Origin of the sequence: Nocardioides sp., from assembly GCF_051876515.1 — a bacterium.
Taxonomy (GTDB): Bacteria; Actinomycetota; Actinomycetes; order Propionibacteriales; family Nocardioidaceae; genus Nocardioides.
On the sequence record NZ_JBJEHY010000027.1, the window covers coordinates 1 to 17,882 of the forward strand.

The window sequence follows — 17,882 nt, forward strand, 5'->3', positions numbered from 1 at the left end:
GACGTCCTGGCTGGGCAACCAGCGGAACTCGGTGAAGAAGTCGAGGCCGTAGTGCCGCAGGGTGGGGACGGACTGCGAACCGAGGAAGAAGCCGATCGCCGAGACGATCGCGAGCACCAGGAACCCGATCGAGCGGAAGCCGTGGACGAAGACGGCGTCCTGCAGTGAGTTGCGCACCGCGATGGTGCGCGGGGTGTCCTCGTCACCGGGCGGCGCCACGGTGAGAACGGTCGTCCGGGGTGGGGACTGACCTGGCATGAGCTGGCTCTTTCGGACGCGGTGCGGGTACGACGACACCGGCCCGAGTGGTGTCGGGGCCGCGGCTCACGCCAGCAATCCCTAGTAAAAAAGTAGAGATAGTTCGAAAAAATGGCAACCGGTTTCTCCGACAGGGATGCCGGAACCACCCGAACGGGTCACCTCCCCGCCCGGGGCCCGACCCGCCCGGACCAGACAGCCAGTCCCGGGTCCGCCTCAGCCCGCCCGGCGGGGACCGCTTGCCACCACCCGCCCCGTCGCCTCTCCGAAGGAGATCCGCTCGGTCCCCGGACCGGGCGCCGACGCACTGATCGTCACCGTGTCGCCGTCGAGGAGGAAGGTGCGCGGCTCGCCGGCGACCATGACCGGCTCCTTGCCGCCCCAGGTCAGCTCGATGAACGCACCCCGCTGGTGGCGGTCGGGCCCCGACACCGTCCCCGACCCCAGCAGGTCCCCGGTCCGGCACGGCGCCCCGTTGACCGTCATGTGCGCCAGCATCTGCGCCGGCGACCAGTACATCTCCCGGTACGGGGGACGCGAGACGACCTGACCGTTCCACTCCACCGCCATGTCGACGTCCAGCCCCCACGGTCGCGCCAGGTGCAGGTAGTCCAGCACCGGCGGGTCCTGGCGCGGCAGGTCCACCTTCGCCGCGCCCAGCGCCAGCATCGGCACCACCCACGCCGAGATCGTCGACGCGAACGACTTGCCCAGGTGCGGACCGAGGGGGACGTACTCCCACGCCTGGATGTCGCGGGCCGACCAGTCGTTCAGCACCACCGCGCCGAACAGGTGCTGCTCGGCGGCGGCCACCTCCACCGGGGTGCCGAGGGGTGAGCCCGAGCCGACCACAAACCCGAGCTCGGCCTCGATGTCCAGACGCACCGACGGGCCGAACACGGGGCCGGGGTCGTCCGGTCCCTTGCGCTGGCCCGACGGACGCACCACGTCGGTCCCCGACACCACCACCGAGCCCGCCCTGCCGTGGTAGCCCACCGGCAGGTGCTTCCAGTTGGGCAGCAGCGGCTCGGGGTTGTCGGGACGGAACAGCCGTCCCAGGTTCGAGGCGTGGTGCTCGGAGGCGTAGAAGTCGACGTAGTCGGCCACCTCGAACGGCAGGTGCATCCGCACCCGCTCCAGGGGGTGCGCCGCGGAGTCCGGCACCTCGCCGCCGGCCAGCAGGTCGCGCAGGGTCCCGCGCACCTCGACCCACCGGTGGTGGCCGGTGGCCATGAAGGGGTTGAGGGAGTCCGCGGCGAAGACGCCCTCGCCGAACTCGTCACCCAGCAGCACCGACAGGTCGACGACGGTCCCGCCGACACGGGTGCCCACGCGCGGCGCCCCACCAGGCGGGGAGAAGACGCCGTACGGCAGGTTGTCCAAGCCGAATCCGGAGCCGGCCGTGAGGTCCAGGTCGCTCACTGGTCCACCTCCTCGCCGCGGTGAACCAGACCGAAGCCGAGCTCGGCCAGCTCGTCGCGCGGGTCCGCGATCGAGCACGTCCCGAACGACGTGAACGCCGAGCGGACCGCTGCCGACCGGTCGGTCGCCGCCAGTGCCCACTCCGTCACCGCGGCGGCCTCACGCTCGGCGAGCCGCCCGGCGGCCTCCGACTCGGTCCCGCCGTCGAGCAGCAGGTCCACGGCGGCGATGACGTTGAGGAAGCCGTGCTGGTCGAACCCGGTCTCCGGGTCGGTGTTGGCCAGCGCGTGGTGCAGCCCCGCGGTCGCCTTGAACGGGACGCCGGCCGTCACGAGGACCGCCAGCGTCGCGGCCAGCTCCTCCGCGTCCGGGTACAGGTCGGCGCGCACCCCGCCGGTGCGCACCTTGGCGCGGTGCGGCGTGCCAGCCAGCGCCGCCACCACGTCGTCGCGACGCTCGTCGCGCGGGACCTCGACGTACGCCTGCACGCCCGGGTGCCCGACCAGTGCCTCCCGGACGACCGGGACCACCTCGCCTGCGGTCGTGTCCGCCCCCCAGGGGTGCCTCGACGGAGCGCACGCGCACCCCCGGCAGCCCCGAGGCGGCGTGCAGGGCCGGCCCCAGCTGCCGCAGACCCGGGGCGGTCAGCGACACCTCGACCGGGTGCGCGGGGTCGACCAGGTCGCCCACCCGCGGCAGCGCCGCCTCGGCGACGACCATCGGTCCGACCAGCCAGGCGTACGGGCTCGCGCGGTGCTCGGCGTGCTCGCGCACCGCCCTCTCCAGCGGCAGGCTGCCGGGCGGGAACACCGACGCGTCGTCGAGCAGGCCGGCGAACAGGGGGAGCGGGGTGCTCATCGCCGGCCCTCCTCGCCGCTCGTCCCCTCGCCGCTCGAGCCCTGGCTGCCGCGCGACCACGAGTAGGCGTACACCCCGTCGTCGCAGGCCTGCCCGCCCTCGCCCAGCTCGAGGGGGCGGAAGGTGTCGACCATGACGGCCAGCTCGTCGAAGAACTCCACCCCGATCGAGCGCTCGTACGCCCCCGGCTGCGGCCCGTGCGGATGGCCTCCCGGGTGGTGGCTGATCGACCCCTGCCCGATGCCCGAGCCCTTGCGCGCCTCGTAGTCGCCGCCGCAGTAGAACATCACCTCGTCGGAGTCGACGTTGGAGTGGTAGTACGGCACCGGGATCGACAGCGGGTGGTAGTCGACCTTGCGCGGCACGAAGTTGCAGATCACGAAGTTGTGGCCCTCGAAGACCTGGTGCGCCGGCGGGGGCTGGTGCACCCGCCCGGTGATCGGCTCGAAGTCGGAGACGTTGAACGCGTACGGGTAGAGGCAGCCGTCCCAGCCGACCACGTCGAAGGGGTGGTGCGGCAGCGTGTGCACCGTGCCGGCGATGCCGCCGGGACCGGGCCCGCGGTGCTTGATCAGCACGTCGGTCGGCCCGCCCTCCACCACCCGCGGCGGCGTCGGCCCGCGCAGGTCCCGCTCGCAGTACGGCGCGTGCTCGAGCAGCTGCCCGAAGCGTGAGAGGTACCGCTTGGGCGGGCCGATATGGCTGTTGGCCTCGATCACGTAGAAGCGGGTGGGGGAGTGCGGCAGCACCCGGAAGGTGGTGGCGCGCGGAACGATGACGTAGTCGCCCTCGCCGGCCTCGATGTCGCCGAAGACGGTCTCCACCAGGGCGCTGCCGGACTCGACGTAGAGGCACTCGTCGCCGATCGCGTTTCGGTAGTACGGGCTGGCCTCGCCGGCCAGCACGTACGACAGGCGCACGTCAGCGTTGCCCAGCAGCAGGCGCCGCCCGGTGACGGCGTCCACCCCGCTGCCCGTCGTGTCGGGGAACAGGTCGTGGGTGCGCAGGTGCAGCGGCCGCAGCGGGTGCAACGGGGTGAGGGTGAGGTCCCCGACCTCCCAGGGGTGCACCTCGGCCACCGCGGAGGGCAGGTGGCGGTGGTAGAGCAGCGAGGAGTCCGAGGAGAATCCCTCCTCGCCCATCAGCTCCTCGTAGTAGAGGGCGCCGTCCGGTCCACGATGCTGCGTGTGACGTTTCGGCGGGACGTGGCCGGCCGATCGGTAGTGGGCCATCGGGGTCGCTCCTGGTCGTACGGGTGGGGACGGGAGTGGGTGCGACGGCATGTGAGCGCCGTCACATCTCGAACGTAGACCACGCCCGGGCGCGTCCGCACGCCGGCCGAGGTGGGGCTCGCGTCGCGAGCAGGGCGGCCTGGGACAGGTTCGACGGTGGGCGCCGACCTCCGTATGGTCTAGACCGTTCGTGACAGCAACCAAGGACGCTGAGATGAAGACACTCGGAACCCTGCTCCTCGCCCTCGTGCTGACGGCCGCGCTCGCCGTCACCGACCTCGCCGGCCCGGCAGCCCCCGCGTACGCCGGCCCTGCGGCCACGTACGGCTCGGTGGCCCAGAAGGCGACCAACGCCCAACGCGCCAAGCGCGACCTCAGGAAGCTGAAGACCAACCGCTGCCTCAAGCGGTACGCCGTCAAGCAGGCCAGGGCGATGGCCCGCAAGCAGGAGATCTGGCACCAGGACCTCCGCGCCGTCATGGACGCCTGCGGCCTGAGCTCGGTCGGTGAGAACGTCGCCGCCGGCTACCCGACCGGCAAGGCGGTCGTGAACCGCGGCTGGATGACCTCCCAGGGGCACCGCGAGAACATCCTGCGCCCGGGCTGGACCCTCGGCGTCGTCGCTGCCCGCAAGGACTCGGGCGGGGTCTGGTACGCCGCGCAGCTCTTCGGCAGCCGCTGATCCACGCCCCGGCGACACCCGCCCGGCCCCGCGCCCCGGTCGCGGTGGGGACCGGGGCGCCCAGCGGTTCCGGGTCCGGGGGCGGTGTGACGTAACCTGTGCTCTTGTGGCCAGTACCGACTTCGACGCAGAGATCCGCCAGCTCACCGCGACCATGAAGACGATCGGTCAGGTCCTCGACCTTGACGCGATGCGTACGGAGATCGCCGACCTCGGTGAGCAGGTCGCCGCCCCCGACCTGTGGGACAACCAGGAGAACGCCCAGCGCGTCACCGGGCGCCTCTCGACCCTCAACGGGGAGATGGAGCGGTTCACCTCCCTGGAGAGCCGCATCGAGGACCTCTCCGTCCTCGTGGAGCTCGCCCAGGAGGAGGGCGACGACGAGACCCTCGCCGAGGCCGAGATGGAGCTGGGCCGCATCCACAAGTCGGTGGAGTCGCTCGAGATCCGCACGCTGCTCAACGGCGAGTACGACGCCCGCGAGGCGCTCGTGTCGATCCGTTCGGGCGCAGGTGGCGTCGACGCCGCCGACTTCGCGCAGACGCTGCAGCGGATGTACGTCCGCTGGGCCGAGCAGCACAACTACCCGGTCGAGGTGTTCGAGACCTCCTACGCCGAGGAGGCGGGCATCAAGTCCACCACCTTCGCGATCAAGGCCCCGTACGCCTACGGGACGCTGTCGGTCGAGGCGGGCACGCACCGCCTGGTCCGGATCAGCCCCTTCGACAACCAGGGCCGTCGGCAGACCTCGTTCGCCGCGGTCGAGGTGGTCCCGGTGCTCGAGCAGACCGACGAGATCGACATCCCCGACGAGGAGATCCGCGTCGACGTCTACCGCTCCGGCGGTCCCGGCGGTCAGTCGGTCAACACCACCGACTCCGCCGTACGACTCACGCACATCCCCACCGGCACGGTGGTGAGCTGCCAGAACGAGAAGTCGCAGCTGCAGAACAAGGCCTCGGCCATGGTGGTCCTCAAGGCCAAGCTGCTGGCGCTCAAGAAGGCCGAGGAGAAGGCGCACCTCGACGAGATGCGCGGCGACGTGCAGGCGAGCTGGGGCGACCAGATGCGCAACTACGTCCTCAACCCGTACCAGATCGTCAAGGACCTGCGCACCGGCCACGAGTCCGGCACCCCGCAGGCCGTCTTCGACGGCGACCTCGACGACTTCCTCGAGGCCGGCATCCGCTGGCGCCGCGGCGCGGAGAAGGCCGAGGCCAACTGAGCACGGGGCCCGCGGCTCGCCACGGGCCTCCCGAGTTCTCACCACTTCTCGACTAAGGTCGATGGACGTGATTCGTTTCGAGAAGGTGACCAAGAGCTACCCGGGCCACCCCCACCCTGCGCTGGACGACGTCACCGTCGACATCGAGAAGGGGGAGTTCGTCTTCCTGGTGGGCTCCTCGGGCTCCGGCAAGTCGACCTTCCTGCGGTTGATCCTCCGCGAGTACCGCCCCACCACGGGCCGCGTGTACGTCGCCGGCAAGGAGATCAACCGGCTGGCGGGGTGGAAGGTGCCGCGCCTGCGTCGCGACATCGGCACGGTCTTCCAGGACTTCCGGCTGCTGCCCAACAAGACGGTCTCCGAGAACGTCGCGTTCGCGCTCCAGGTCATCGGGAAGTCCCGCAAGGAGATCGACGCGCTCGTGCCCGAGACCCTCGAGCTGGTGGGTCTGGACGGCAAGGGCGAGCGGATGCCCGACGAGCTCTCCGGTGGTGAGCAGCAGCGCGTCGCGGTGGCACGCGCGTTCGTCAACCGGCCGATGATCCTCATCGCCGACGAGCCGACGGGCAACCTCGACCCGGCCACGTCGGTGGGCATCATGAAGCTGCTCGACCGGATCAACCGCACCGGCACGACGGTGCTGATGGCCACCCACGACGCGGGCATCGTCGACCAGATGCGCAAGCGCGTCATCGAGCTCGAGGGCGGGCACGTCGTGCGCGACCAGGCCCAGGGCGTCTACGGCTTCCAGCACTGACGTCCGCGCGAGCGATCCTCGCCGTCCCCACCCACTCCGCCACCTGATCGGGAGCGACCCCCACCCATGCAGCTTCGTTACGTCTTCTCCGAGCTGGGCCAGGGCCTTCGACGCAACCTGTCGATGCACCTGGCCGTCATCCTCACCCTCTTCGTCTCGCTGACCCTCGTCGGCCTCGGCGTGCTGTTCAACCAGCAGGCCACCAAGGCGGCCAACCAGTTCGGCAACGAGCTGCAGATCACGGTCTGGCTGTGCAAGGACAACGACGACCAGCCGGCCTGCACCTCCGAGGTCACCGACGCGCAGAAGACGGCGATCGAGGAGGTCGTCGAGAACAACCCGCAGGTCGCCTCGCACCGCTTCGAGTCCAAGGAGGACGCGTTCGAGAAGGTCAAGGACCTGCTCGGCCCGGAGCGCTTCGAGGGGCCCGACCCGGCCGCGACCGCCGAGGACATGCGTCAGTCGGTCTGGATCACGCTCAAGGACCCCCAGGAGTACGAGGGGATCACCAGCGCCGTCCAGGGCCTGGACGGCGTCGCCTCCGTGCGCGACCTGCGCCAGGTCGTGGGCCCGATCATCGGCCTGATCAACATGATCCAGTACGCCGCGCTGGGCACCGCGATCTTCCTGGTCGTGGCGGCCCTGCTGCTGGTGGCCAACACGATCCGCCTGGCCGCGTTCGCGCGGCGTCGCGAGATCGGCATCATGCGCCTGGTGGGTGCCTCGTCCATGTACATCACCCTGCCGTTCCTGCTCGAGGCGCTGGTCACGGCGGCGATCGGCGTGGTGCTGGCGGGCGGTGCCCTGTTCGCGTTCCTCAAGGTCGGGATCGAGGGACGCGCCGATCAACAGTTGCAGTTCATGCCGTGGATCGGTATGCCTGAGTACTGGGTGGCACTCGGCGCCGTCGCCGTGGTGGGTCCGGTGCTGACCCTGCTGCCGACACTCGTACTGACCCGCAAATACCTCAAAGTCTGATTGACCCGCGTTACCGTCGTCGCGTTCACTTCCCCGAACACCAAAGGCTTCCCCGGTGCGAAACTTCCCCCGTACCGCCCGACGCCGCAAGGTCACCGTCTCCCTGACGGTGGCACTGGCACTGGGCGCCATGTCCCTCCCGTCCTCGACCGCGCTCGCGGACGACCTCAAGGACAAGCAGAAGAAGGTCGAGAAGCAGATCGACCACGCCGAGGACGACGTGCACGCCTCCAGCGCACGGTTGCGCCGGGCGCAGGCACGTCTGGACGCGGCGGAGGCGCAGCTGACGTCGGCCAAGGCCGCGCTGGCCTCCGCACGCAGCAAGGTGCAGGTGGCCAAGGAGAAGGACGCCGAGATGGAGGCGGCCCTCGACCAGGCCGAGTCCGACCTCGAGCAGGCTGAGGACGACCTCGCCGCCGGGCAGGAGCAGCGCGACGAGCAGCGCCAAGTCGTCGCCAACACCGTCGTCGACGTGTACGAGGAGGGCGACCCCGACCTGCTCGCCTTCGCCTCGATCCTGGGAGCCGAGACGACCTCCGACCTGACCCGCCGCGCGGAGGTGCGCGACGTCGTGGTCAGCCGTCAGGAGAACGTCTACAGCGAGTACAAGGCCGCGGAGGTGCTCCTCGGGGTCCGCGAGCAGCAGGTCGCCGAGGCCCGCGACGAGGTCGCCGACCAGCGCGCCGCGGCCGCGGAGCACCTCGAGTACACCCAGCAGATCCAGGCCGAGCGGCAGAGCGCCGCCGACGCCGTGCGCCGTCTGGTGCAGGAGCGTTCCGGCGCCCAGGCCCAGGCGCAGCGTGCCAAGGCCTCCGACATCGCCCAGCTGCGCAAGCTGGAGCAGGAGCAGAACCGCATCGAGGAGATGCTGCGCGAGCGGGCCCGCAAACGCCTCGGCAAGGGTGGCGGCAGCAGCAGCACCGCCGGCGGGACTCTGGCGATGCCGGTCCAGGGCGGCTACGTGACCTCCCCGTACGGCTACCGGACGCACCCGATCTACGGCTACTACAGCCTGCACGACGGCACCGACTTCGGTGGCGGCTGCGGCGTGCCGCTGGTGGCGGCCGAGGACGGCAAGGTCATCTCGTCCTACTGGAGCGACGTGTACGGCCACCGCCTCGTCCTCGACCACGGCGTCCTGGCCGGCAGCAGCCTGGCCAGCATCTACAACCACGCCTCCAGCTACACCGTCGGCGTCGGCTCCCGGGTCAAGCGCGGCCAGGTGATCGGGTACATGGGCAACACCGGCTGGTCGACGGGCTGCCACCTGCACTACACGGTGATGCAGAACGGCCGTACGGTCGACCCGATGAAGTGGCTGTGAGTCGCCCGCTCTCACGCTGAGCACGTCCCGCCCGGCGGCGTGCCCGCCCACGGGGCGAGGAACAATCCGCTGGACGACGCCTGAGAGGATGTCCCCATGCCGAAGGAGCAGGGGCGCAAGCTGATCGCGCAGAACAAGAAGGCGCGGCACGACTACCACATCGAGGACACCTGGGAGGCCGGGATCGTCCTGCAGGGGACCGAGGTCAAGTCGCTGCGCCAGGGCCGTGCCTCGCTGGTCGACGGCTTCGCCGAGATCGACAACGGTGAGGCCTGGCTGCTCCAGGTGCACATCCCGGAGTACTCGCAGGGCACGTGGACCAACCACGCTGCGCGACGCAAGCGCAAGCTGCTCCTCAACCGCCACGAGATCGACAAGATCGAGAAGAAGCTGGGCGACAAGGGCTACACGCTCGTGCCGCTGTCGCTGTACTTCTCCGACGGGCGGGCCAAGGTCGAGATCGCGCTCGCCAAGGGCAAGAAGTCGTTCGACAAGCGGCACGCCCTGGCCGAGCGCCAGGCGAACCGCGAGAAGGTCGAGGCGGTCCAGCGCCGTCTCAAGGGCCACCGGGACTGATCCCGGCCATGGGGCGTACCCACGACGTCGTCGAGCGGCTCGGGCTGCCCGGCCTGTTCGACGTCCACACCCACTTCCTGCCGCCGCGGGTGATGGCCAAGGTGCAGGCTGTCTTCGACTCGGCGGGCCCGCTGATCGGCCGTCCCTGGCCGATCCGCTACCGCGCCGACGACGACACGCTGGTGGAGGTGCTGCGCGGTCTGGGCGTGCGGCACTTCAGCGCCCTGCCGTACGCCCACAAGCCCGGCATGGCCGAGTTCCTCAACGACTGGGCGGCCGGGTTCGCGGCGCGGGTGCCCGAGGTGCTGCACTGCGGAACCTTCTTCCCCGAGCCCGGGGCGGCGGCGTACGTGCGCGAGCGGCTGGACCAAGGCATGGAGCTGGTCAAGGTGCACGTGCAGGTCGGTGCGTTCCACGTGACCGACCCGCTGCTCGACGAGGCCTGGGGCGTGCTCGCCGAGGCCGGGACGCCGGTCGTGCTGCACGCCGGTTCGGGACCCGTGCCGACGGAGTTCACCGGGCCGGGGCCGGTGGCCGAGCTGCTGGCGCGCCACCCGTCGCTGCGGCTGGTGATCGCGCACGCCGGGGCGCCGGAGTACCGCGAGTTCCTCGAGGTGGCCGAGACGTACGACCGGGTCGGGCTCGACACCACGATGGCCTTCACGGACTTCTTCGACGAGATGGGCGGCGTGTACCCGCCCGAGCTGCTGGGCCGGCTGCGCGACCTCGGGCTGGCCGGCAAGGTCTACCTGGGCTCCGACTTCCCCAACATCCCCTACGAGTACGACCACCAGGTCGAGGGGCTGGAACGTCTCGGGCTGGGGGAGGAGTGGCTGGGGCGGGTGCTGTGGCACAACGCCGCCGAGCTGTTCGGGCGCCTCTGACCGGAGCATGAGAACGCCCTCATCCGGCTTTCACGGACCGTTCACCTGAGGCGCAGAGGCTGGGGCCATCCCCAGTCGGGGGACCCGAGACCTGTGGAGGACCTCCCATGACCAGCATCCGCACGACCACCGCCGCCCTGACCGCGACCGCCCTGCTCGCCGCACCCGTCGTCCTGCTCACCGCCGGCCCGGCCAATGCCGACGTCGAGAAGGAGCGCGAGTTCCGGGTCGCCGGCGCCAAGGTCGACTTCAGCGTCGAGAAGGACGACGGCCGGTTCGACGTCGACATCGACCTCGACGACGCCAAGCGCGGCAGCGAGTGGAAGTTCGTCCTGCGCCACGACGGCAAGGTCGTCTACAACAAGACCCGCCGCGCCGACTCCGACGGTGAGGTCGACATCGACCTCAAGCGCCCCAACACCGCAGGCAAGGACACCTTCAAGCTGACCGTGAAGAAGGTCGGTGGCGCGAAGAAGAGCTCCACCATCTCGTTCTCCAGCTGACCCTGGACGTCGTTGACCGTCGTCGCGTGGGGTGTCCCGCCGGATGCGTCATACGAGTGGCCTCGCGGCGCGGCTGCGTCATCCAGAAGCTCTCCTTGACCGCGTACGTCATACGAGCGGCCTCGCGGGCGCGGCTGCGTCATCCGTTTCCGAACCTATAGGTGCGGATTCGTATGACGGGGCGGCCCCGCCGAGGCGCGTACGTATGACCGGCGGCCCGCCGAGGCGCGTACGGCCGGACCGACTCGAGGTCCCCGTCCGAGGAATACCGTTCGCACTCGCGTGGTTGTGCCACGTAGACTGCGAGGCAGTTTGAAAACTCAAGAGGGGCTGATCGGTTTCGACTTGGGACGTTAGTTCCAGGGGAAGCGGGTCGAGAAGCCAGCGTCATCTCGTAAACGACCGCTGGAAACCTATAGTTGCCAACACCAAGCGCAACGACTTCGCTCTCGCTGCCTGAGCAGTGATCGAAGGGTCTGACCGGGCATCCGTCCTCGTCCCGGACCCAGGCCTCATCTAGAGGACTTGCTGCTCGTCTCCTGTCAGGAGGGACGGGCGGGACTTTTTCCTGACTGAGCCCGTCGGTGATGTGTCTGTGCAAGCACCGGGGCCGAGAAAAGCGACAGCACCGACTACACCCGTAGAAGACCTGGATCGGCGCTCGAGGACCGGGGTTCGATTCCCCGCAGCTCCACGCGATCACCTCTTGAAGACGAAGGGCCGCACCCACCGGGTGCGGCCCTTCGTCGTGCGCCGACCGTGGCGTGCCTGCGCAATCCGCCTCAATTCATCCTCAGGTTTTGCTCAAGATCCAGCGGCGTGCCGCTGTTCCTCCCTATGTTCTTCCGGTCCCCGCGAGCCGAAGAAGGATGACCCTGCATGCGTCTGCGCAGCCCGTTCAGAACCCTGGCCAGTCTCGTCGTCACAGGAGTGGTGGGTGCCGGCCTGGCGGTCGTCACCACCGGTGCGGCCCCGGCGGTGGCTGCCGACCCGACCTGCAACCAGAGTGTGATCGAGGTGAGTCGCCCCTCGACCGGGACCCGGATCGGCTACATCGGGCCGCCGCAGGGCTCCTCCGGCACCACCCTTCAGCCGGTGCGGACCGTCACGAGCATCGACGCCGCCCTCCGCGTCCACACGCCCTCCGGCACGACGTCGCAGAACCTGGCGATCGTCGGCCGGGAGACCACCACCTCGCCGTACCTGGGCCTCTCGTACGCGATCTACGACTCGACCCAGTACAAGGGCTACCTCGACGCCGCCACGCCGGGCCTCTACCCCCACCTGGCGCACGTCCTTTACACGATGGGGACCGAGGTCGGGGCGACGCCGCAGTACATGAACTGGGGTCACCCGATGGTCGAGTCGGCCGTGTGGAACGTCGCCACGAACGGCGAGCTCTCCGTCCGCTGGGTCAACCCCGACGGCAGGGTGGCCCCGGGCGTCGGCCTGGTCAACAGCGGCGTGGGGGAGTCGACGATGGCCACGGCCGTCAAGGACTCCCAGTGGCCCGCCAGCCGGTTGACGCTGCAGCCCGCCTGCGACCAGGACGTCACCCTCTCCGCGCCCACCACGGGCTGGGCAGGTGGCACGGCGCAGCTCTCCGCCACCAGCACGACCTCCAACCCGATCACGTACGAGAGCCGCAGCCCGCAGGTGTGCACCGTCGCCGGCACGGAGGTCTCCTACACGGCCGCCGGCTCCTGCACGGTCGCCGCGGTCCAGGCGGCTGCCGGGCCCTGGCTGCGTACCGAGAGGACTGCCACCATCGCGGTCAGCCAGGACGCGCTCACCGACGCGCTGTCCGTGACCCCGGCCAGCATCGTGCTCGGGGAGACTGCCACGGCGACGTACACCGCCTCGGCTCTCTCGGCGCGCCCGCAGGGCACCGTGGTGTTCAGCGTCGACGGCCGCGACCTGGCGCCGGTGACGCTGGCAGGCGGCACCGCCTCGGCGGCGTTCACCCCTGACTCCGTGGGGGACCACGAGGTGGTGGCGACCTTCACCTCGAGCATCCTCACGGTGCCGAGCGGCACGGAGCGGACCACCGTGCGTGTCGATCAGCGCGTTCCCGACGCCTCGCTCACCCTGAGCGAGGCCAGCACCGTCACCGGTCAGCCCAGCGTCGCGACGTACCAGCTGAGCGACGAGACGTACGAGCCGACCGGCACCGTCCAGTTCTCCCTCGACGGTGAGGCCGTCGGAGCGCCGGTGCGCGTCGAGGACGGCGTCGCGACCAGCGGCGAGCTGCGTCCGCAGGTGGGCGTGCACCGGGTCACCGCTGCGTACACGCCCGACCGGGTCCAGCTGACCTCGACCACCCACGACGCGACGCTCGAGGTGCGGCCCGCCGGGACCGCGGCGACCCTCGCCACCACCGCCGACGAGCTCGTCGCCGACGTCACCGTCGTGGCACCGGGGGAGGGTGAGCCCAGCGGCACCGTCGTGTTCCGGGTCGCCGGCGACGAGGTCGGACGCAGCACCCTGATGGCTGGCCGCGCTGTCCTGGCCCACCACCTGGGCGCCGGATCGCACGCCGTCTCCGCCGAGTACCTCGGAGACGCCTCGTTCCTGCCCAGCTCGGCGTCCACCTCGCGCGACGAGCCTGTCATCACCGCCACCACGACCGGCCGGACCGGCGACAACGGCTGGCACCGCGGCCCCGTCACCGTGACCTTCACGTGCGAGTCCACCACCGCCCCGTTGACCACCTCCTGCCCCGAGCCGGTGGTCGTCTCCGGGAACACCTCGGGCCGTACCGTGTCCGGCACCGTGCACGCGGCGGACGGTGGCGTCGCCACCACGTCGGTGCGCGTCGCCGTCGACCAGGTCGCACCCCGGGTCCGCCTGGCCGGCGTACGCCGCGGCAGCACCCACTTCGACCGTCCCGAGGTGCGCTGCGTGGCACGTGACTCCCTCTCCGGCCTCGCCTCCTGCCGGGTCACCAGCACCCGGAAGGGTGAGCGGGTCGTGGTTCGGGCCGTTGCCCGCGACCGGGCCGGCAACGTGTCGCGGGCGCGTACCTCGTACGTCCTGAGCGACCTCGTCATCCAGGGCGCGCAGCGCGTCGACGGCGTGTGGCAGGTGCAGCGCGGTCGCACGTACACGGTGCTGGCCCGCTCCTCGAAGACCCCGCTGTACGTGTACGCCGCCCCTGCAGGCCGCAGGCCGCACGGGTCCCGGATCCCGTTCACCCGCACCGGACCCAAGCGCTGGGCGCTGCCGGTCGGCATGCGGATGTCGGTCTCCTACTCCCGCGACTGGCGGCTCGGGGTGGTCCTGGACGGCAGGCTCCGCGAGGTGCGCGTCCGCGTCCGCGGCTGATCCCGACCGGACGAGGGCCCCACGCACCTGCGTGGGGCCCTCGCCCGTCCCCGTGTCAGGCGTACCAGCCCGTGTGGCCGACCTCGGTCCCCATGCGGGGCACGTACTGGTCGAAGTAGATCCGCGAGACCAGCTCGCGGCGGCTGCGCACCGAGGCCTTCTCGAAGACGGACTTCAGGTGGTCCTGCACCGTGTACGTCGACAGGTGCAGCGCCGAGGCGATCTCGCGGGTGTCGAGCCCGCGCAGCACCTTCTCGGTCACCTCCCGCTCGCGCTCGGTGAGGTCGAAGGCGGCCACCACCAGCGGCACGATCTCCGGGGGTCGCGCCTCGTCGATGGTGATCACCACGTCACCCACGTGACCGTCGCGGCCCGACATCGGGCTGGCGTGCATGACCAGCCACATCCCGCTGCGGGCGCGTACCCGGGTGCTGGGCGGGTGGCTCACCTCGCCCCGCGCGAACCGCCGAGCCGAGCCGACCAGGCTCGCCACGATCCCCGTCGGCTCGGTCTGGTGCGCACTGATCTTGAGCTCGGCGAGGCGGTCGCCCGCACCGGCGCTCATCGAGGAGATCTGGTCGTCCGGCCCGACCACGACCACCGCGGGGCCGCACGGTGCCATGTCGGGGGCCTCGCTGAGCCTGCTCAGCAGGCCCAGCCGCATGCCGATCGACATCGTCTCCGACAGCGACGCCATGAGCGCGGTCTCGTCGTGGCTGAACGGTGCGTCGTCGGGACCGCGGAACATGGCGACCATGCCCCACACCTGGCCCCGCGACCGCATCACCAGCCGCAGCTCGTCGGCGTAGTTGTAGCGGGGCAGCATGAACTCGTTGAGGCGTACCGACGCGGGGTCGGTGGCCCGGACCGCCACCGCAGGGACCGCCCGGTGGGCCAGCTCGAGGAACGCCGTCTCCTCTCGGCCTCCGTACTCCAGCAGGCCCCACTCGTGGTCGTGCTCGTCGCGCCCGTGCAGGTCGCCGAACTTCAGCGTGCCCGTCAGCAGGAGGCTGGCCGGGTCGACGGTGCCCATGCAGGCCGCCAGGTGGGGGACGGCCCGGCCGATGGAGGCGAGCGACTCGGCGAGGAACGACTCGAGGTCGAGCCCGGCGCGCGCGACGACGTCCACGTCCGTACGGACGCGCTCGGCCGTCAGTGCACTGCGCATGCGACCAGAGTGCCGCAGCCGGCGGTGGCGCGGCATCCCACTTTTCTGGGTGATCCAGACCTCCCAGACGTCCCGGCACCGAACTCCACAGCGGCACGGGATGGTTCCGGCGCGCGGGGCCGGTGAGGCTCGACGGCGACAACGCCACTCCCGAGGAGCACCACCATGAGTCACCTTGCTGAGGCCAGCCTCGGCCTGTCCACCGACCGGATCTCCCGGCTCGTCGGCGACCTCGCCGACGACTGCCCCGGATTCGTCCACCTGCCCGGCAGTCCCGGGTACGACTCCGGGCGGTTCGCCTGGAACGTCGCCGTCGACCAGCGTCCGGCCGCCGTGGGGGCGCCCGGGACGGTCGAGGAGCTGTCCCGCCTCGTGCGCTCTGCGCGTCGGCACGGGTTGCGGCTGACCACCCAGGCCACCGGCCACGCAGCCTCCGTGCTGGCGCAGCACGACCTGACCGACGTCGTCCTGGTCCGGACCGGGGCGCTGCGCGGCGTCCACGTCGACCCGGTCAACCGGGTCGCCCGCGTCGAGGCCGGCGCCTGCTGGCAGGACGTCATCGACGTCGCCGCTGCCCACGGGCTCACCGCCCTGCACGGCTCCGCACCCGACGTGGGTGTCGTGGGGTACACCCTGGGCGGGGGACTGAGCTGGTACGCGCGCAGCCACGGCCTCGCCGCCAACAGCGTGGTGGGGGTCGAGCTCGTCGACGCCCACGGCGAGGTCGTCCGCGCCGACGCGCACACCCGCGAGGACCTCTTCTGGGGACTGCGCGGGGGAGGCGGCAACTTCGGCATCGTCACCACCATCGAGGTGGCCCTGCTGCCCATCCCCGACGTGTACGCCGGCATGCTCACGTGGGACGTCGCGCACGCCGAGGAGGTGCTCCGCACCTTCGTCGCGTGGTCGGGGAGCGCCCCGGAGGAGGTCACCGCCTCCTGCCGGATCATGCGTTTCCCGCCGTTCCCGGAGCTGCCCGACTTCCTGCGGGGCCGGTCACTGGTCGTGCTGGACGCGGCGGTCCTGCTCGACGACGCGGCCGCGGTGGAGCTGCTCGCACCGTTCCGCGCGCTGGGGCCCGAGCTCGACACCTTCGCCCGGGTGCCGTCCTCGGCACTGACGGGGCTCCACATGGACCCGCCCGAGCCCAGCCCGGGCGTCGCGGACGGGATCGTGCTGGAGACCGTGGACGTCGACACCCTGACCGTCCTGCTCGACCACGTCGGAGCGGGGGCACGTACGGGGATCTTCGTCGCGGAGCTGCGCCAGCTGGGCGGGGCGCTGGCGCGTACGGCCCCCGGGGCGGGCGCCCTGGACCACGTGCCCGGCAGCCACGTCGTGTTCTTCCTCGCCATGGCCCCCACGCCGGAGGCCGCCGCGGGGGCGGAGCGGGAGATCGCCTCCGTGCTGGAGGCGTTGGCCCCGTGGCACGGGCGTCGGTTGCTCAACTTCGCCGACAGCGGGGGAGACGCGGGCCGGGCCTTCGACAGAACCGCGTGGCAGCGGCTGCGGGAGCTGAAGGCGGAGGTGGACGCGGAGGGGCTCTTCCTGGGCCACCACAGCGTCCCGGCCACTGCCGGAGACTGACGTACGACGAAGGGCCGCACCCCGTGGGGTGCGGCCCTTCGTTGCTGTCTGCGTCAGACGCCCGTGGGAGCCGTACCGTCGACGGCCGGTGCCTTGGAGATCTGCTGACCGACCAGGTCGCCCAGGTCGATGCCGGTCGTGCCCTTCACCAGCTCGGTCACCTGGGTGAGGTTGTTGGTGATCGCCTTGGGGAGCGCGGAGGCCCCGTCGGTGGAGACCACGGTCAGCTTGTCGATGTTGGCCATCGGGGCGGCCAGCTCGCGGGCCACCTCGGGCAGGACCTTGACCAGCATCTCGACCACGGCGGCGTCGCCGTACTGCTTGAAGGCCTCCGCGGCCGCGGTCATGGCCTCGGCCTTGGCGCGACCCACGGCCAGCTCGGCGGCGGCCTGCGCCTCACCCTCGAGGCGGACGGCCTCGGCGATGGCGGCACGGCGGGACCGCTCGGCCTCACCCTGCTTGGCACCCTCGATGGCGTTGGCGTCGGCCGCGAGCTCGCGGGCGCGACGGTCGGCCTCGGCGGCCGCCAGGGTGGCGGCGCGCAGACCCTCGGCCTGCGAGACCGACGCGGCACGCTTGGCCTCGGCCTCCTGCTCGATCCGGTAGCGCTCGGCGTCGGCGGGCTTGCGGACGTCGACCTCGAGCTGCTTCTCGGTCACGCTGGCCTGCGCCTCGGCCACCTTGGCCTGCTCGGCGAGGACCTCCTGGTCGCGGGCCGCCTTGGCCAGCGGTCCGGCCGCCTCGGCCTGGGCGGCCGCGGCGTCGGTCTCGGCCTTGATCTCGGACTTGCGCAGCGCGAGCGCGCGCTCGGAGACCGCGATCTGCTCCTCGGCGGCGATGCGCTTGGTTTGGGTGTACCCTAACTACTCGCGTATACTAAAAATGAACATCTATAACGATTCTTGATATAGTTGTCCATTTTTTTCTCCTACGCATTTCTTATTGTAGATACAGATTCCACAACTTCAGAAATATACTTTTTCCAGTTTGGGGCTTCTAATTCATCCCTCTTTTTTTCACATTTTACTAATATATCTTTAACATTTTCTGGCGATGCACAATTTCTTTTAAACATTGATATAAATATATTTTGATACTGTTTTA

The 17,882-nt window shown here is 70.5% G+C and carries 15 protein-coding genes, 1 other RNA gene and 1 pseudogene; 11 read left to right on the forward strand and 6 right to left on the reverse strand.

Features of this window, described 5'->3' with window-relative positions:
* The 4 genes and pseudogenes from ACI379_RS01365 to ACI379_RS01380 form a co-directional block, all read right to left on the reverse strand.
* Positions 1 to 219 (reverse strand): annotated as a pseudogene (locus tag ACI379_RS01365) (phosphate ABC transporter permease subunit PstC); the annotation flags it as partial.
* Positions 220 to 474: 255 nt separating this feature from the next.
* Positions 475 to 1,680 (reverse strand): fumarylacetoacetase, encoded by a 1,206-nt coding sequence (fahA, locus tag ACI379_RS01370; protein WP_439790264.1) that lies wholly within the window; start codon positions 1,678 to 1,680, stop codon positions 475 to 477.
* A complete protein-coding gene (locus ACI379_RS01375; RefSeq protein WP_439790265.1) occupies positions 1,677 to 2,210 on the reverse strand; it encodes a hypothetical protein in 534 nt (177 codons plus the stop codon). Before ACI379_RS01375 ends, fahA begins: the two co-directional genes overlap by 4 nt.
* 324 nt (positions 2,211 to 2,534) lie before the next feature.
* Positions 2,535 to 3,770, reverse strand: a complete 1,236-nt coding sequence (locus ACI379_RS01380) for a homogentisate 1,2-dioxygenase (protein ID WP_439790266.1) — start codon at positions 3,768 to 3,770, stop codon at positions 2,535 to 2,537.
* A gap of 214 nt (positions 3,771 to 3,984) precedes the next feature.
* On the opposite strand from ACI379_RS01380, the gene ACI379_RS01385 reads away from it, so the two are divergent.
* The 10 genes from ACI379_RS01385 to ACI379_RS01430 all read left to right on the forward strand — a co-directional run bounded on the left by ACI379_RS01385 (position 3,985) and on the right by ACI379_RS01430 (position 14,023).
* Positions 3,985 to 4,452 carry a CAP domain-containing protein gene (locus tag ACI379_RS01385; RefSeq protein WP_439790267.1) on the forward strand — a complete coding sequence of 156 codons (468 nt, stop codon included), beginning with the start codon at positions 3,985 to 3,987 and terminating at the stop codon, positions 4,450 to 4,452.
* Positions 4,453 to 4,558: 106 nt separating this feature from the next.
* Entirely contained in the window at positions 4,559 to 5,677 is a 1,119-nt protein-coding gene (gene prfB, locus ACI379_RS01390; protein WP_439790268.1) for a peptide chain release factor 2, read from the forward strand.
* A 67-nt stretch (positions 5,678 to 5,744) separates the two neighbouring features.
* The gene (gene ftsE, locus ACI379_RS01395) at positions 5,745 to 6,434 is read left to right on the forward strand and encodes a cell division ATP-binding protein FtsE (RefSeq protein ID WP_439790278.1); all 690 of its coding nucleotides are present in this window, start codon (positions 5,745 to 5,747) and stop codon (positions 6,432 to 6,434) included.
* A 66-nt stretch (positions 6,435 to 6,500) separates the two neighbouring features.
* A complete protein-coding gene (gene ftsX / locus ACI379_RS01400) occupies positions 6,501 to 7,412 on the forward strand; it encodes a permease-like cell division protein FtsX (RefSeq protein ID WP_439790269.1) in 912 nt (303 codons plus the stop codon).
* Positions 7,413 to 7,467: 55 nt separating this feature from the next.
* Positions 7,468 to 8,736, forward strand: coding sequence for a peptidoglycan DD-metalloendopeptidase family protein (locus ACI379_RS01405; RefSeq protein ID WP_439790270.1), 1,269 nt, complete (start codon positions 7,468 to 7,470; stop codon positions 8,734 to 8,736).
* Positions 8,737 to 8,832: 96 nt separating this feature from the next.
* Positions 8,833 to 9,312 carry an SsrA-binding protein SmpB gene (gene smpB / locus ACI379_RS01410; RefSeq protein WP_439790271.1) on the forward strand — a complete coding sequence of 160 codons (480 nt, stop codon included), beginning with the start codon at positions 8,833 to 8,835 and terminating at the stop codon, positions 9,310 to 9,312.
* Between the two features lie 8 nt (positions 9,313 to 9,320).
* Complete coding sequence (locus ACI379_RS01415) at positions 9,321 to 10,196, forward strand: amidohydrolase family protein (protein WP_439790272.1); 876 nt, start codon at positions 9,321 to 9,323, stop codon at positions 10,194 to 10,196.
* 107 nt (positions 10,197 to 10,303) lie between these two features.
* Positions 10,304 to 10,699 carry a hypothetical protein gene (locus tag ACI379_RS01420; protein WP_439790273.1) on the forward strand — a complete coding sequence of 132 codons (396 nt, stop codon included), beginning with the start codon at positions 10,304 to 10,306 and terminating at the stop codon, positions 10,697 to 10,699.
* A 326-nt stretch (positions 10,700 to 11,025) separates the two neighbouring features.
* Positions 11,026 to 11,396, forward strand: a transfer-messenger RNA (tmRNA) gene (gene ssrA / locus ACI379_RS01425).
* A 182-nt stretch (positions 11,397 to 11,578) separates the two neighbouring features.
* Positions 11,579 to 14,023 carry an Ig-like domain-containing protein gene (locus tag ACI379_RS01430; protein ID WP_439790274.1) on the forward strand — a complete coding sequence of 815 codons (2,445 nt, stop codon included), beginning with the start codon at positions 11,579 to 11,581 and terminating at the stop codon, positions 14,021 to 14,023.
* A gap of 55 nt (positions 14,024 to 14,078) precedes the next feature.
* On the opposite strand, the gene ACI379_RS01435 is transcribed toward ACI379_RS01430, so the two are convergent.
* Positions 14,079 to 15,191, reverse strand: a complete 1,113-nt coding sequence (locus ACI379_RS01435; RefSeq protein WP_439790275.1) for a helix-turn-helix transcriptional regulator — start codon at positions 15,189 to 15,191, stop codon at positions 14,079 to 14,081.
* Positions 15,192 to 15,356: 165 nt separating this feature from the next.
* Here ACI379_RS01435 and ACI379_RS01440 point away from each other — a divergent pair, with 165 nt between their 5' ends.
* Positions 15,357 to 16,778: an FAD-binding oxidoreductase gene (locus tag ACI379_RS01440; RefSeq protein ID WP_439790276.1), complete on the forward strand. Its 1,422-nt coding sequence runs from the start codon at positions 15,357 to 15,359 to the stop codon at positions 16,776 to 16,778.
* A 53-nt stretch (positions 16,779 to 16,831) separates the two neighbouring features.
* Here the strand turns inward: ACI379_RS01440 and ACI379_RS01445 are convergent, their stop codons facing one another.
* Complete coding sequence (locus tag ACI379_RS01445; protein WP_439790277.1) at positions 16,832 to 17,458, reverse strand: flotillin domain-containing protein; 627 nt, start codon at positions 17,456 to 17,458, stop codon at positions 16,832 to 16,834.
* Positions 17,459 to 17,882: the final 424 nt, after the last annotated feature.